This window comes from Vibrio sp. 10N.237.312.B06, from assembly GCF_041464685.1.
Taxonomy (GTDB): Bacteria; Pseudomonadota; Gammaproteobacteria; order Enterobacterales; family Vibrionaceae; genus Vibrio; species Vibrio tasmaniensis_A.
The window spans coordinates 4,587-18,298 of sequence record NZ_JBFSPI010000098.1; the positions used below are offsets into that span (position 1 = coordinate 4,587).

At 43.6% G+C, this 13,712-nt stretch carries 11 protein-coding genes; 6 read left to right on the forward strand and 5 right to left on the reverse strand.

The features are described from left to right. Together AB6C75_RS20010 and yghU are read right to left on the reverse strand one after the other, a co-directional pair. On the reverse strand, positions 1-209 hold a 209-nt coding region (locus tag AB6C75_RS20010), incomplete at its 3' end, for a hypothetical protein (protein ID WP_372108890.1). Positions 210-483: 274 nt separating this feature from the next. Continuing rightward, the gene (yghU, locus tag AB6C75_RS20015; RefSeq protein WP_372108892.1) at positions 484-1,341 is read right to left on the reverse strand and encodes a glutathione-dependent disulfide-bond oxidoreductase; all 858 of its coding nucleotides are present in this window, start codon (positions 1,339-1,341) and stop codon (positions 484-486) included. A gap of 275 nt (positions 1,342-1,616) precedes the next feature. Here yghU and AB6C75_RS20020 point away from each other — a divergent pair, with 275 nt between their 5' ends. After that, complete coding sequence (locus AB6C75_RS20020; RefSeq protein ID WP_004730279.1) at positions 1,617-1,961, forward strand: YajD family HNH nuclease; 345 nt, start codon at positions 1,617-1,619, stop codon at positions 1,959-1,961. 161 nt (positions 1,962-2,122) lie between these two features. Here the strand turns inward: AB6C75_RS20020 and AB6C75_RS20025 are convergent, their stop codons facing one another. Next, positions 2,123-2,503 (reverse strand): hypothetical protein, encoded by a 381-nt coding sequence (locus AB6C75_RS20025; RefSeq protein ID WP_012600906.1) that lies wholly within the window; start codon positions 2,501-2,503, stop codon positions 2,123-2,125. 594 nt (positions 2,504-3,097) lie between these two features. On the opposite strand from AB6C75_RS20025, the gene AB6C75_RS20030 reads away from it, so the two are divergent. From AB6C75_RS20030 to AB6C75_RS20040, 3 genes are all read left to right on the forward strand, one after another. Further along, positions 3,098-4,336: an OFA family MFS transporter gene (locus AB6C75_RS20030; protein WP_009844864.1), complete on the forward strand. Its 1,239-nt coding sequence runs from the start codon at positions 3,098-3,100 to the stop codon at positions 4,334-4,336. A 56-nt stretch (positions 4,337-4,392) separates the two neighbouring features. Continuing rightward, positions 4,393-6,057, forward strand: coding sequence for a VRR-NUC domain-containing protein (locus AB6C75_RS20035; protein ID WP_372108894.1), 1,665 nt, complete (start codon positions 4,393-4,395; stop codon positions 6,055-6,057). Between the two features lie 175 nt (positions 6,058-6,232). Then, the gene (locus AB6C75_RS20040) at positions 6,233-8,587 is read left to right on the forward strand and encodes a fatty acid cis/trans isomerase (protein WP_372108896.1); all 2,355 of its coding nucleotides are present in this window, start codon (positions 6,233-6,235) and stop codon (positions 8,585-8,587) included. Positions 8,588-8,846: 259 nt separating this feature from the next. Here the strand turns inward: AB6C75_RS20040 and torS are convergent, their stop codons facing one another. Both torS and AB6C75_RS20050 read right to left on the reverse strand, forming a co-directional pair. After that, entirely contained in the window at positions 8,847-11,879 is a 3,033-nt protein-coding gene (gene torS, locus AB6C75_RS20045; protein ID WP_372108898.1) for a TMAO reductase system sensor histidine kinase/response regulator TorS, read from the reverse strand. A 64-nt stretch (positions 11,880-11,943) separates the two neighbouring features. Next, positions 11,944-12,108, reverse strand: a complete 165-nt coding sequence (locus AB6C75_RS20050) for a hypothetical protein (RefSeq protein ID WP_231847902.1) — start codon at positions 12,106-12,108, stop codon at positions 11,944-11,946. Here AB6C75_RS20050 and torT point away from each other — a divergent pair. Together torT and AB6C75_RS20060 are read left to right on the forward strand one after the other, a co-directional pair. After that, positions 12,053-13,000: a TMAO reductase system periplasmic protein TorT gene (gene torT / locus AB6C75_RS20055; protein WP_372047887.1), complete on the forward strand. Its 948-nt coding sequence runs from the start codon at positions 12,053-12,055 to the stop codon at positions 12,998-13,000. The two genes, AB6C75_RS20050 and torT, sit on opposite strands and share 56 nt — an antisense overlap. Before the next feature lie 60 nt (positions 13,001-13,060). Continuing rightward, a complete protein-coding gene (locus AB6C75_RS20060) occupies positions 13,061-13,516 on the forward strand; it encodes a methylglyoxal synthase (RefSeq protein ID WP_009844869.1) in 456 nt (151 codons plus the stop codon). The last annotated feature ends 196 nt before the right edge of the window (positions 13,517-13,712 follow it).

Below are 13,712 nucleotides of genomic sequence, written 5' to 3' on the forward strand. Positions count from 1 at the left end.
TGCGGAAGAATATCCGTTGGTGGAATGATGTCAGTCGGCGGAAGAATATCCGTTGGCGGAATGATGTCAGTCGGCGGAAGAATATCCGTTGGTGGAATGATGTCCGCTGGAGGCAATGTGTCAGGGGTGCCACCATAGGTTCGTGAATCGTCATTACATCCTGAAAGAGCCGTGGATATGATAGCCAGCGCAATTATGTTTTTTTTCATTGAGCGATGTTAATCGTAGTTTAAAATGGACCGCTATCTTATCGATTTACTCCACCTCGATGACTATTGTTTTTTGTCTTAACGATAAAAGCACCCACCAATAACCAATTGAATTTTAAATAAAAAACAAATTTGAGATCCTTATTCCAACTGCGAAACATTCCAGTACCTAATACAAAAAAATGCCATACCTCGTTAGAGATACAGCATTTCAATTAGCCATTAACATTAAGACCGATAGGGTATATCTGCCCAAAAACACGTTCCAAAAAAACTAAGGCTTAAGCTTTAAAACTCGGTCAATGTCTTCTGCAGAATGGCGCTCGGGGACTTGCTCCCACTCTTCACCGAATGAACGGTTCACTACTCGACCTCGTTGGAAACCTTCGCGCGCTTCTAGCTGCTTCGCCCAGCGTACAACGTTGGTGTAAGACTCAACCTGTAGGAACTCGGCTGCATCGTAAATTTTGCCTAGCACAAGGTTGCCATACCAAGGCCAAATCGCGATATCAGCGATACTTAGCTCGTCACCCGCCACAAATTCGTTATTGGCGAGCTGTTTGTCTAACACATCTAGCTGACGCTTAGCTTCCATCGCAAAACGGTTAATTGGGTACTCTTGCTTTTCATCCGCGTAAGCGTAGAAGTGACCAAAACCACCACCTAGGAATGGCGCAGAACCTTGTGCCCAGAACAACCAGTTAATGGTTTGTGTTCTTGCAGCCCCTTCTTTTGGTAAGAAATGACCAAATTTTTCAGCTAAGTGCATCAAGATAGATGCCGATTCGAAAACATTGACGTCTTCGTCACCAGACTTGTCGACAAGTGCTGGTATTTTAGAATTTGGATTCACGCCGACAAAGCCAGAAGAGAACTGATCAGCCTCACCGATGTTGATCAAGTACGCATCGTATTCAGCTTCTTTAACACCCGCCGCTAACAACTCTTCCAGCAAGATAGTGACTTTTTGACCGTTAGGTGTGCCAAGAGAATACAATTGAAAAGCATGGTCACCAACAGGAAGCTCTTTATCAAAGCGAGCGCCAGATTCAGGACTATTGATATTTGCCCACTTGTTACCACCATCAGTATCGTTAACCCAAACTTTTGGCGGTGTGTATTGTTCTGACATGATATTTCCTTATTAATATAGGGTAGCTTTAACTGATATTAGGTCACGCTCCCTTGGTTAAAACCCCTAAATACAATTTCTTTTCAAACTGTTAAGCATGGCTTATTCCAGAAAGAAATAACCTGCTTTATGAGATAGCACACGTAAAAGATAAGTGTCCAATCAAACCTAAGCCACATAACGGTTAGTACGAAACATGATTTAGTCACGACATGCCTACAGGTTAAAGAAAGCTGTGATAAAATCGGGAGATTACAATTGATAAGGATTTGGCAATGTCTTCTGATTACACTGGCTCGAGTGCAGCGTACGCTCGCCAAGAGAAAGGCTACCGTGAAAAAGCACTGAAACTGTACCCATGGGTTTGTGGTAAGTGCGCGCGTGAATTTGTTTACTCGAACTTAAGAGAGCTGACCGTTCACCACGTCGATCACGACCATACAAACAACCCTGAAGACGGAAGTAACTGGGAACTATTGTGCCTTTACTGTCACGATCATGAACACTCAAAATACACGGATCATGACCGTTATGGCGTTGATGCCAAGGCTCGTTTAGACGACCACCAATCAGCGACCCACAACCCTTTTGCCGATCTAGCGAAGTTGATGAAGAAATAAACGATTCCTTCTTTGTAAAAGCGAGTCGTTCGAATAACAAAAAACCCCAGTATGTCACCATACTGGGGTTTCTTTTATCTGCAATCATAACCAAATAATAGAGTTAAGAGAGGCCAGATCAAAAGAGCCTTCCGAAGAAGGCTTCTTTTTAGAATTCTGAATTATACAGCGGCTTGTTTGCGAGACTCTTCTACCTGCTTAGCGCGCTTTTTAAGCGTCAACTTATCGCGGTATGCAAACCAAACGTAAGTCACTACGACCAAGAAGAAAAGGTATGACAATGAGAAAATGAACGGCGATTGAATGATATCGTTTGAGATACCCCAAGAAACACCGATAACGGTCACTGCAATTTTTGCAAAAAAGCCACACATCAATAGCATTAATGCCAACTGTGGGAAACGCGTGCTACGGAATGCCAGCCAGTAACAACTACCAACTGCTAACGCCGCAATATAGAAGCCGAATAGGAAAGAGTGAATATGGTCAGCTGCCGCTACACCACCAGAAATTGACATCAATAAAATTAAAAACAGTTTCATAATACTCGCCTCACCATAGGTTGGAAACGCATCCTTTCAAATTTGGAATCTCAGTTTGCGTACTATTTTCCCACTTTTTTTGTTCAACACAACCCCTCAAGTTGAACAAAATGTAAGCAAAGGTGCTAACAAAAACACAAGTTAACAATCATTTAACATGCTGTTTTTTATAAACCTCCGTTAACCCTTGTCTCATATAAATAAAGCGTCATTTCGATTTATTTTGTTACACAAAATTAACTTTGGAAAATATTTAAAATAATTCGTAACTCTGTGATATCCGCACGGGATACGTGGACAATCTGAAATGTGTATCGAAGAATCCCTTAAAAAATAAGCCCGCCGCGCTAAAAAGAACAAAATAGAAAGGTATTGAACACAACTTACAAACCAACAAAAAACAACCCATTAACAACTTTGAGTTTATTTACCAAAAATGGAAAAAGAGATTCCAATCACATTTTTATTGGTTATAATCCGCGCTCTTTTGCGTTATCTGTTGATAAACGCAAACTAATTTTGAAGAAACAATCACAATAACCCGTCTTTAGTTAAGTGGCTCACCACTGACCAACGACAAAACTGAGAATAAAAATGAGCAAGATTGATAAAGCATCACGTATCCTGCTAGCAGGCTTCTGTATCAACCTTTGTCTTGGCATCCTGTATGCTTGGAGTGTATTTAACAAGGCGCTAGTGACTGAAGCTGGTTGGAGTGCTGCTGAAGCATCTTCACCTTACGCTATTGCAACCATCACATTCTCTGTTTGTCTTCTTGTTGCAGGCATCCTACAAGACCGTATGGGTCCACGTAAGATCCTTATTCTTGGTACAGCGCTTACTGGCCTAGGTATGATTGCTTCTGGTTTCGCTACGACTCCTATGATGCTAAACCTAACGTTTGGCGTGATGACAGGTGCTGGTATCGGCTTCGGTTACGCATGTCTTTCTCCATCAGCAATGAAATGGTTCCATTCTTCTAAGAAAGGTATGGTTAACGGTCTAATCGCTGCAGGCTTCGGTCTTGCTGCTATTTACCTAGCACCACTAACTTCTGCGCTAATCGATAGCATGGGTATCCAAACAAGCTTTATGATTCTTGGTGTTGGTGTACTTGCAATCGCAGTACCTCTAGCGGCAACGATCAACAACCCACCAGCGGATTACACGCCAGCTGAGCCTAAAGTAAAAGAAGGCCAAGCACCTAAAGCTGTTAAGAAGACTGAAGACCTAACGTGGAAAGTAATGCTGAAGACTCCTCAGTTCTACTCTCTATGGATCATGTACGCATTTGCTGCTTCTGTTGGTCTTATGATCATCGGTAACATCACTACGATTGCTAGCGTTCAAGCGAACCTACCAAACGCGGTTTACCTAGCGTCTATCCTAGCTGTATTCAACTCAGGCGGCCGTGTTGCTGCGGGTATGCTTGCAGATAAAATCGGCGGCGTACGTACTCTACTTCTAGCGTTCATCCTTCAAGGCGCGAACATGGCTCTATTCGCTACGTTCAACTCTGAATTCACACTAATCATTGGTACGGCTATCGCAGCTGTTGGTTACGGTACACTTCTAGCTGTATTCCCAACACTAACTGCAGAATTCTACGGCCTGAAAAACTACGGTACTAACTACGGCGTGCTTTACACGGCATGGGGTATTGGTGGCGCTATCGGTGCTGCGGTTGTTGGTTACTCAATGACGAATGGCGAAGGTTACGGCCTAGCTTACACAATCTCTGCTGCTATGATGGCCGTGTGTATTGTTCTAGCTATCGTGACTAAACCAATCTCAGAAGCGAAAGCAACAGAACTTAAGCAAGCAAGCGCTTAATTCAGTTCTCGATTGATTAAAAATAGAAAGAGCTTAACCTTAAGGTTAGGCTCTTTTTGTATCAAGCGACTAACCCATTGACGATAGAAACCACTCCTCAGCTCTCCCCTACTTATTATCTCGACAACTTCAATCGACTGATTGAACACGCTCAAACACTCTATCCCGATCTGCTGAGTGACGATGAATGCCGTTGGTTGTCTGAATATAAACGTCTTTCAGTCTCAAGCCAGTGTCTAATGATTCGTTTGCTTTCTCGCAAAGGCTGCTGGTTTCGAAGTGATAAGCTCGACTATTCTGAGATTCCAGATCTGAAAAGCGCACTACAAGAGCTAAACGCATCGAACTTCATTGCGTTAAGCCACTCTACTGAGCAACATAACCTCGTCATTAGTGATCTCGAATTAGGATTGAATCTACTGACTAAACCAGAGCTGTTCAGCGCATTCCCATTTCTGATGAACAATAAGACAGCGAAGAAAGACGAACTCTTGGCTTTGCTCGATCACCAACCTTTTAATAAGTTTCAAAACTTGTCGTTCGATTGTATTTACGTTGTCAAATCTGAAGTTATTGATGTCTTGCTGCTACTGTTCTTTGCCAATACTTATCAAGACCTAAGCCAATTCGTCCTTAGCGATCTTGGGCTCAACACCTTCGAAAACTACCCATTAAGCAAACAGCGCCGTTTCTTCACCTCTAGAGAACAGCTCAATCAACTGCTCCAGATACGTGATATTCAACGCTTGTATTCAGAAGGTGACCGCAAAGACGGTGAGTTTCTGGAACTGCTTTTAAATTCGATCCCTGAAGAATCAGAATACAGAAGCATTGCCAGAAAACGATCTCGTTTGATCAATGATATAGCTCGCGATCTAGAAAGGTTAAACCTAAACGACCAGGCTGTCTTTTGGTTCAAACAATCCGTACTTCCCCCCAGCAGAGAACGACTTGCACGCATCTATGACAAGCAAGATGAGCTAAACTCAATGTGTGACATCGTCACGAAAATGAAAGCTAATCCATCAGATGTATCAGAGCTGGAAGTCGCTATTAAGCTTGAAAACAGGCTACTACGGAAACAGGGCCACAAAGTTTCACGAACTATAAAACCGAACTGCAAAGAGATAAAACTGGAATTAGACCTCAGCCAAACGCGAGTTGAACTTGCGGTGAAGCAACATTTCGAAAACCAAGGTTGGGAAGTCTACTTTTCAGAGAACAGTTTTTTATGTGGATTGTTTGGCTTAGCCTTTTGGGAAGTGATTTTCGCAGACGTTGAGAGTGCATTTATTAATCGTTACCAACATCGCCCTCTGGATCTGTACCATTCAGACTTCATAGACAACCGAGCTGAACAGATCCAGGCTGTGTTTCAAACCATATCCGAGCAAGGACTAAACCAATTGCTTGATATCTACGACCTGAAATACGGTATCGCAAATCCATTCGTTCATTGGAATCATTTCCCTAAAGCACTCATTGAGCACAGTATGGAGGCTATTCCGAACGCCTTAATCGTCGATCTATTCAAAGTGATGCTCAGTGAGCTAAAGCTATTTAGAACTGGGATGCCGGATTTGATTGCGTTCAGGGACGATGGATTTCATTGGATTGAGGTCAAAGGGCCCGGCGATAAATTGCAAGACAACCAGTGGCGATGGATCAAAGAGTTCGAGCGATTATCTGTTCCATTCTCGGTTTGCTACGTCAATCATTAGATAGTTGCCTAACTCTAGTCTCTAGTCTCTAGTCTCTAGTCTCTAGTCTCTAGTCTCTAGTCTCTAGTCTCTAGTAAATAACTTACATCAATATCTTATCTATAAAATAGTCAGAACATGAGCTTTTTCAATCATTTTCGATATAATTAGAGAAAATGCCTAATCTTTAATACGTATGAATTTGAAAAAACTCTTCATTTTAGCTTTTGTTAGCGTCTTCTCAGGTTGTGCCGTCTACGCGGGGTTGAACTTCGATCAGCTCTTTGGTGAACAGCAAGTCCGTGATCGCCAAGCGCCTATTCTTTCATCTCAAGCACAGCATTTCATTGACGAAGTAAAGCCTATCATTGATAGCCGCTGTGTTGTTTGCCACGCTTGTTATGATGCACCTTGCCAGCTAAAAATGTCTTCAGTTGAAGGTATCGACCGAGGGGCGAGTAAGGCACTCGTTTATCAAGGCACCCGTTTAACCGCCTCAGCCCCTACCCGCCTGTTTGAAGACGCGATAACCACACAAGAGTGGCGTGATGCGGATTTTCATCCAGTGCTAAACGAACGTATGCAGAATTCAACGGCTAACCTTGATGCTGGGCTTGTTTCTCGTATGTTGATGCAAAAAGAAAACCACCCTCTTCCAGATCAAACGCAACTTGAAGGCTTCGACTTTTCAACCGATCGCGACCAACAGTGTCCGACCATTGAAGAGTACGCTCAATACGAAAGAGATTACCCGACGTGGGGAATGCCTTATGGCATGCCGAACTTAGATAAAACGGAATACGCGACTTTAATGAGCTGGTTGGAAAATGGCGCGTTAATGAATGACCATATTCCACTGAATGATGCGGAACAAGAGCTCGTTGAAATCTACGAGGGCTTTCTCAACAAGAGTGACAATAAAAGCCAACTTTCAGCACGTTATATCTATGAACATCTGTTTCTATCACACCTCTATTTCTCTGATTTAGCTCAGCCAACACGCTTCTTCACCTTGGTTCGTTCTGCGACGCCTCCTGGTGAAGCGGTTCAACGCATCACGACTCGTCGACCTTACGACGATCCAAAAGTGGATCGGGTTTATTATCGCCTGATTCCAGAGCAAGGCACCATCGTCCACAAAACACACATGCCTTTCGCATTAAATGAAGAACGCCTGAACAATTGGAACACATGGTTTGTGGATGCTCGTTACGCTGTCAAACAACTTCCTAGCTACGCGATTGACGTCGCGGCGAATCCAATGACTTCGTTTGAAGCTCTTCCGGTGAACTCGCGCTTCCATTTCATGCTAGACAATGCACAAAACACCATCATGGCCTTTATCAAGGGGCCGGTGTGTCGCGGGCAGCTGGCACTCAACGTGATCAATGATAGATTCTGGGTACTATTCATCGATCCTGATAAAGCGGATCTGCCTGAAATTAATCAGTTTTATGCCAACCAGAAGCAAAACCTAAAGCTGCCTAGTGAACTAGAAAGCAACACTGTCCCTGTCACAAACTGGGTGAGCTACGCGAAGCAGCAAGCTCGATACCTTAATGCGAAATCAGACTTCACCAATCAATGGTTTGATAGCGGAGTAAATCTAGACACAGATATCATTTGGGATGGCAATGGCACGAACCCTAATGCCGCGCTTACTATCTTTAGACACTTTGATAGCGCTTCAGTTGTTCAAGGTTTAGTTGGCCCACAACCCAAGACAGCGTGGATTCTTGATTACGCCCTTCTAGAACGTATCCATTACCTTCTCGTTGCTGGTTTTGATGTCTACGGTAACTTCGGCCACCAACTGATTACCCGCATGTTTATGGACTTCTTGCGCCTTGAGGGTGAGAGTAACTTCTTGACCCTTCTTCCAAAAGACGTGCGACACATTGAACACTCAAGTTGGTATGAAAACCAAAGCTCACAGTTGAGCGACTACTTGCAGCGTAATATTGCACCTTTTGACCAGCCAACCAACGTGATATACAAAACGACAAATCCTAAGCGTGAACTGCTTAATATGATCAAAGATAAGCTCGCGCCGATCCTCGATAATCGCTTTGATATTGTCGAAACAGGTTTCAGTCGGAAAAACGAAGCTCTGCTCAAACAAGTGAATTTGATTAAGGGAGTTGGTCTGCGTCATGTGCCTCAATTAGTTACGATCATGATTGAAAGCGAGAACGGCGATGAGCAGCTGTTCACCATGATTCACAATAACGCTCACAGCAACATTTCAAGCCTGTTCAATGAAGAGGGTAATCGAGATTACGCCAATGACGACTTAACACTAGTACGTGGGGTTGTAGGTAGCTACCCTGCCGCTTATCTGTCATTAACTGAGCGCGATATACCGACTCTGGTTAAAGCACTGCAAAGCTTGGACACAGAAAAAGATTACGTCGCGTTGCTGGATAAGTTTGCAGTACGACGCAGTTCGCCTGAGTTCTGGCCATTCAGCGACCGAGTTCACCGTTGGAATAAACAAGATCAACCGGTTGAGTTTGGTTTATTGGATTACAACCGTTTTGAGAATAGATAGTAAAAATAGATAGCCAGTAAGCGCTAGGCCTTGGTTCTAGCTTTTGAACATTGAGCACATTGCCTCGAGCGTCGGCTATATTGCCTTGAACGTCGGTCATATCACCTTAATCGTCGGCCATATTGCTTGAAATCTTGGTAAGTCTTTCTTAAAGAACCATTGGTACACATGCTATAAAAAATCCTCTGACGAATAGTCGTTCAGAGGATTTTTTATTTGGCTTGCAGATTAGGTATAAGCTTAAAACAGGCTCACATCGTTAAACTGAAACATAGGGCACAAGTGCCTTCAACGAGTCTTTAACTAGTTCCGATAAAGCTTGGTCGTTATCTCGATACTGCAATAATGGTTCTTCGCTTGCTTCAATGCTCTGACACAAGCTGTACAGTGCTGATAGACCCAAACTACCCGCTGATCCTTTAAGTTTGTGCGCCAAGGACTTCACTTCTCGCCCATCATCCGCTTGACTCGCCTCAGCTAATTCATTCAAGGTCAGGTCACTGCTTTCATCAAACAGCGCCACGATCTGTTTCATTTTCTCTAATCCAAGAATCGACAGATCACCCTCTATCACTTTGGAATCAATCAATTTCACCGGAGCACCTCCTCTGTCTCGGGAATCAGTTGTATCATATTTAGCATCAATGGTAGCCGTGTGATTAGCCAATACATCTGCCATCAGTGTGGCGTTCCGTTCATCACTGTTACTCTCAATTACGCGTTTATAGTTTTGTTTGCAAACAGCATCGTTCGGATCAGGCTGTGGTAACAACAGTGCTTTACCATCGAGTTGAGTAACGATGAGCTGAGAAAGAGCCTCTTTCTCCAACGGCTTAGGCAAGAAACCATCGAACCCTGATGCTAAATAGCTTTCGACTTCTTCATTGAATACATGCGCCGACACCGCCACCATAGGGGGTATATTTAGCGGCTCAGCCGTGGACGTTTGTTCTAGAATCGCTTTTAACTGTTGAATCAGCTCTATGCCATCACAATCGGGTAGATTGATGTCTACCAACGCAATATCAAACGCCTGCTCACTGAATATAGCTCTGGCCTCTTCTCCTGTTGTCGCCATCACAACGTCATGGCCTAGGTTATTCAGAAATCCTTCAGCAACAATGCAGTTAACAGGGTTATCTTCAATCAACAGTACTTTGGCACGGATACAAGCTTCAATAGTCGGTGCTTTCGTTTCAATCTTCTCACCCGCGAACAAAGGTACTGAGAACCAGAATTGGCTACCTTCTCCTTCTTCGGAATGAACACCAATATCACCGTTCATTGCTTGCATGATACTTTTGCTGATCGCTAGCCCTAGCCCAGTGCCGCCAGTTTTATTGCGACCACTACCGGTTTGGGTGAATGCATCAAACAGACAAGCTTGCTCTTTGCTATCAATGCCAACCCCCGTGTCTGACACTTCAAACATCACTCGATTTTCATCTTCTATATCTAAGCTGATAAAGATATCGACTGAGCCTGTTTCAGTAAACTTAATCGCATTGCCAACCAGATTATTCAAAATTTGGCTGATTCGTGTTACATCACCACGCCAATAACGTTGTACGTTACTTTCAATATGGAAATCGAAATTAAGTTTCTTCTCAGCAGCACGCCCCTCCATTAGTTGGTAGGTATCTTTAACCATTTGGTAGAGATCAAACGAAGCCGTGCGTATTTCTAAATGCCCCGCTTCTATCTTTGAATAATCAAGCACGTCATTCAAAATGGCGAGAAGATTCTTGCCGCTGCGGTTAATGATATCGGCATAACCCGATTGCAAAGGATCTAGCCCAGTATCTTTAAGTAATCGAGCCGTACCTAACACACCATTCATCGGTGTTCGTATTTCATGGCTCATCGTCGCGAGGAAGGCGGACTTAGCCCGGCTTGCTTGTTCTGCGGCATTACGAGCCTTAGCGTGATTTTCCACCTCGACATTCAACTTCTCATTGGTTTTTTGCAGTTGATAAGTTCGGTCGGTGACCAATTCTTCTAAGTGCTCTTTATGTTCTTCGAGCTCACGTTTCGCCTTCGCTTCTCCAACGGCAACCACTTGTAGCGCCTGTGCCGTGTTTCTCGCTGTAATAATAGCCTCACCCATATGCGCCAGTTCATCATTACCTTTAACCGAGATATCGATATTCAGGCGCCCCTGAGCGATAGACATCAAAGCTGAAGAGTATTCAGTAAGACGTTTAACCACCGAGATATAAACAACTCGCCACACAATAACGGCAACGATAACCAAGCCAATAACCGAAATCACCGACAACGACCATTGAGCTAGATTCAGCGTGCTAGTCAGCTCATCAACCGCTTTTTTGGTACTTAGATTCGAATCGTCGATCAATTGGTTAACCGTTGTATTCAGTTGCGAAAACAGCTCAAGCGTATTTTGCATCAGAAATTCAGATTTTTTGGTGTTCTCATATTGTTCTAGCGATATATCGAACACGACTTGGCGTTTTCTTAATTCTTCAAGAAGCTGAGACATCTGCGCTGAACGAGTCGGGTCTTCGACCGCTTTCACACGGCGCGCCATAATTCTTAGATTAGATTCAAACTCAGATTGGATTTGATGAATACGTTCAACGTTAGTGACAGTCTGCGTTTCTTCAATTTGATTAAGCATTTTGTACGCCAACAAATGTAATTCATGCAAGCGTTCAGACAAATCAAGGTCTACCTCAACAAGCGCATCTAAGGCTTGGTAGGCTTTATCAGTTTGCTTGGTTTCTAGTAGATCATAAATGTGTGTAACGTTGGCAACTGCGATGGTGGCCGTGTTCAACACTTGGGTTCGGGTTAGCTGTTCTAGCTCTTCCGCAAGTAGACGCATCTCTTCAACACGAGAAGACAGTTCCTTGTTTAACCAAAGCTTACGTTCAACTGACACGCCCAACTCAGCCAGTGTATTAATAACACTTTGGACATTGTTTTCGAGTTTATTAAGAAGTTGGGAATCAAAGCTGTCGACGCCAAGTTCTTTGATATGCTGAAGAAGCGACTCAAGTTGACCGAACAACATAGTGCCCGCCTCTTTTCTTTCTGCTTCATTTCTCGCATTAGAAAGCGTTTGTACCGACGAAATAATACGGTTACTCAACTCAGATACTTGTCGAGCTTCGATCATGGCAGGAAGAGCAGAATCGACGACGTTTCTTTCAGTCTTTGCTACAAAGCTAAAACCAGAAACACCGATCAATGCAGACAATAAAACCAACAGGGCCATCACTAAGAATGAGGCCAGTAGCTTGCGTCCAATACTCGCTGAAGCTAACAACATAAACTCTAAACCTTAAAACGTTCTTCTTTACCCATGCAGAATACGCTATATTTTGCAGTGTTTCTTATCTAAAACCAATAAAACGGCAATTCATGCTATCTAGACCTTTAACTTCAAAAATTCTTCTCTCATTACTAGCATCAGTCACCACTGTAGCAAGTGCTAGTGAGCCTTTGAGCCCAATAAAACCGGCAGAAGCCACATCACAAAAAGAAAAAATTTGTGCCATTTATCCGCACCTAAAAGACTCTTATTGGTTATCGGTTAACTACGGAATGGTCTCAGAAGCAGAAAAGCAACAAGTCGAACTTAGAGTTTTGGAAGCTGGCGGTTACCCCAACGTCGCTAAACAAGCCTCACAACTGGTGCTTTGCACGCAATGGGGGGCTGATGCCATTATTTTAGGCACCGTTTCGCCTGACGCTTACCATGAGAACCTGACCAACTGGGTCGGAGCAACCCCTGTGTTTGCCACAGTCAATGAGTTAACCGTAAATAACGAGCAACAAAGAGTATTAAAAGGCACGGTTGGTGTCGACTGGTATCAAATGGGCTTCCAAGTCGGAGAGTTTTTGTCGAAAAGACATCCAAAAGGGTCAGGAGAAACACCTATCGCCCTATTACTTGGCCCACAAGCAAGCGGTGGCACTAAACCTGTAGCTCTCGGGTTTTATGATGCAATCAAATCGAGCGATATCAAAATCGCGATCAGCTATTGGGCAGACAACGATAAAGAACTGCAAAGAAACTTGGTACAACAAGTCATCGAACAACCGGATATTCAATATATTGTCGGAAGTGCAGTCGCGATTGAAGCTGCGATAAGTGAACTAAGAGCTGCGGGTAAAACCAAAGATATTGGGTTAATTTCAAGTTACTTAAGTCACGGAATTTACCGCGGTTTGCTTCGTAACAAGGTGCTTTTTGCACCAACAGATAAAATGGTTGAACAAGGTCGCTTGTCGGTAAAGCAAGCCACCCATTACTTGCGTGGTCAACCTTATGAAAAACATAGCGCGCCCATGATTGAGGCACTGACACCCGCAACACTCAAAGATCAAATTATCGCTGACTCATTGTCACCTTCTGAGTTTCGCCCGGTATTCAGTGTGAATCCTTAGTGCTATATTGACTAAAGAACTCAAAACAATAAAAACGAATCAATCATTTAGGGAACATCCATGCAAAAAACGACGCGTACTATGCCAACGCATAAGAATATCGCTTTGGTCGCTCACGACCATTTCAAACCTGAGCTATTAAGATGGGTCAAAGAGAACAAAGAAAAACTACAAAAGCACTTCCTTTATGCAACGGGCACGACAGGTTCTCTACTCAGTAAAGAAACAGGCTTAGCGATTAAGAGTATGATCAGTGGCCCAATGGGCGGTGACCAACAACTTGGTGCGCTTATCTCTGAAGGCAAGATCGATATGATGATTTTCTTCTGGGACCCATTGAATGCTGTACCACACGACCCGGACGTAAAAGCACTACTTCGCATAGCAAGTGTTTGGAACATCCCTGTAGCCACCAACCGCGCTACCGCTAACTTCCTGTTTAACTCTTCACTGCTTGAAGAAGAAGTGATCATTGAGATCCCAGATTACGAAGCATACTTGGCAGAGCGCACATAATCACACGTTAAATTAGCCCTTTACTAGGGCGTGTTGATCTTTCGAGCTGATTTTTGCAGTGAATTGCTGGGGATTTCTACAAGGCAGAGGCTTTGATGTGTAGCTAGCCTACATGAGAAGCCGATAACGTAGTAGAAATGGCCAGCAAACGCTGCCCGAAGGGTTCGGCTAAAAGCGTTTTACTCTTTGTTGAGGG

Coding starts and splice junctions, on each gene's coding strand:
- yghU (WP_372108892.1), bottom strand. CDS start 1,341: ATGTCAGAACAATACACACCGCCAAAAGTTTGGGTTAACGATACTGAT.
- AB6C75_RS20020 (WP_004730279.1), top strand. CDS start 1,617: ATGTCTTCTGATTACACTGGCTCGAGTGCAGCGTACGCTCGCCAAGAG.
- AB6C75_RS20025 (WP_012600906.1), bottom strand. CDS start 2,503: ATGAAACTGTTTTTAATTTTATTGATGTCAATTTCTGGTGGTGTAGCG.
- AB6C75_RS20030 (WP_009844864.1), top strand. CDS start 3,098: ATGAGCAAGATTGATAAAGCATCACGTATCCTGCTAGCAGGCTTCTGT.
- AB6C75_RS20040 (WP_372108896.1), top strand. CDS start 6,233: ATGAATTTGAAAAAACTCTTCATTTTAGCTTTTGTTAGCGTCTTCTCA.
- torS (WP_372108898.1), bottom strand. CDS start 11,879: ATGTTGTTAGCTTCAGCGAGTATTGGACGCAAGCTACTGGCCTCATTC.
- AB6C75_RS20050 (WP_231847902.1), bottom strand. CDS start 12,108: ATGGCACAAATTTTTTCTTTTTGTGATGTGGCTTCTGCCGGTTTTATT.
- AB6C75_RS20060 (WP_009844869.1), top strand. CDS start 13,061: ATGCAAAAAACGACGCGTACTATGCCAACGCATAAGAATATCGCTTTG.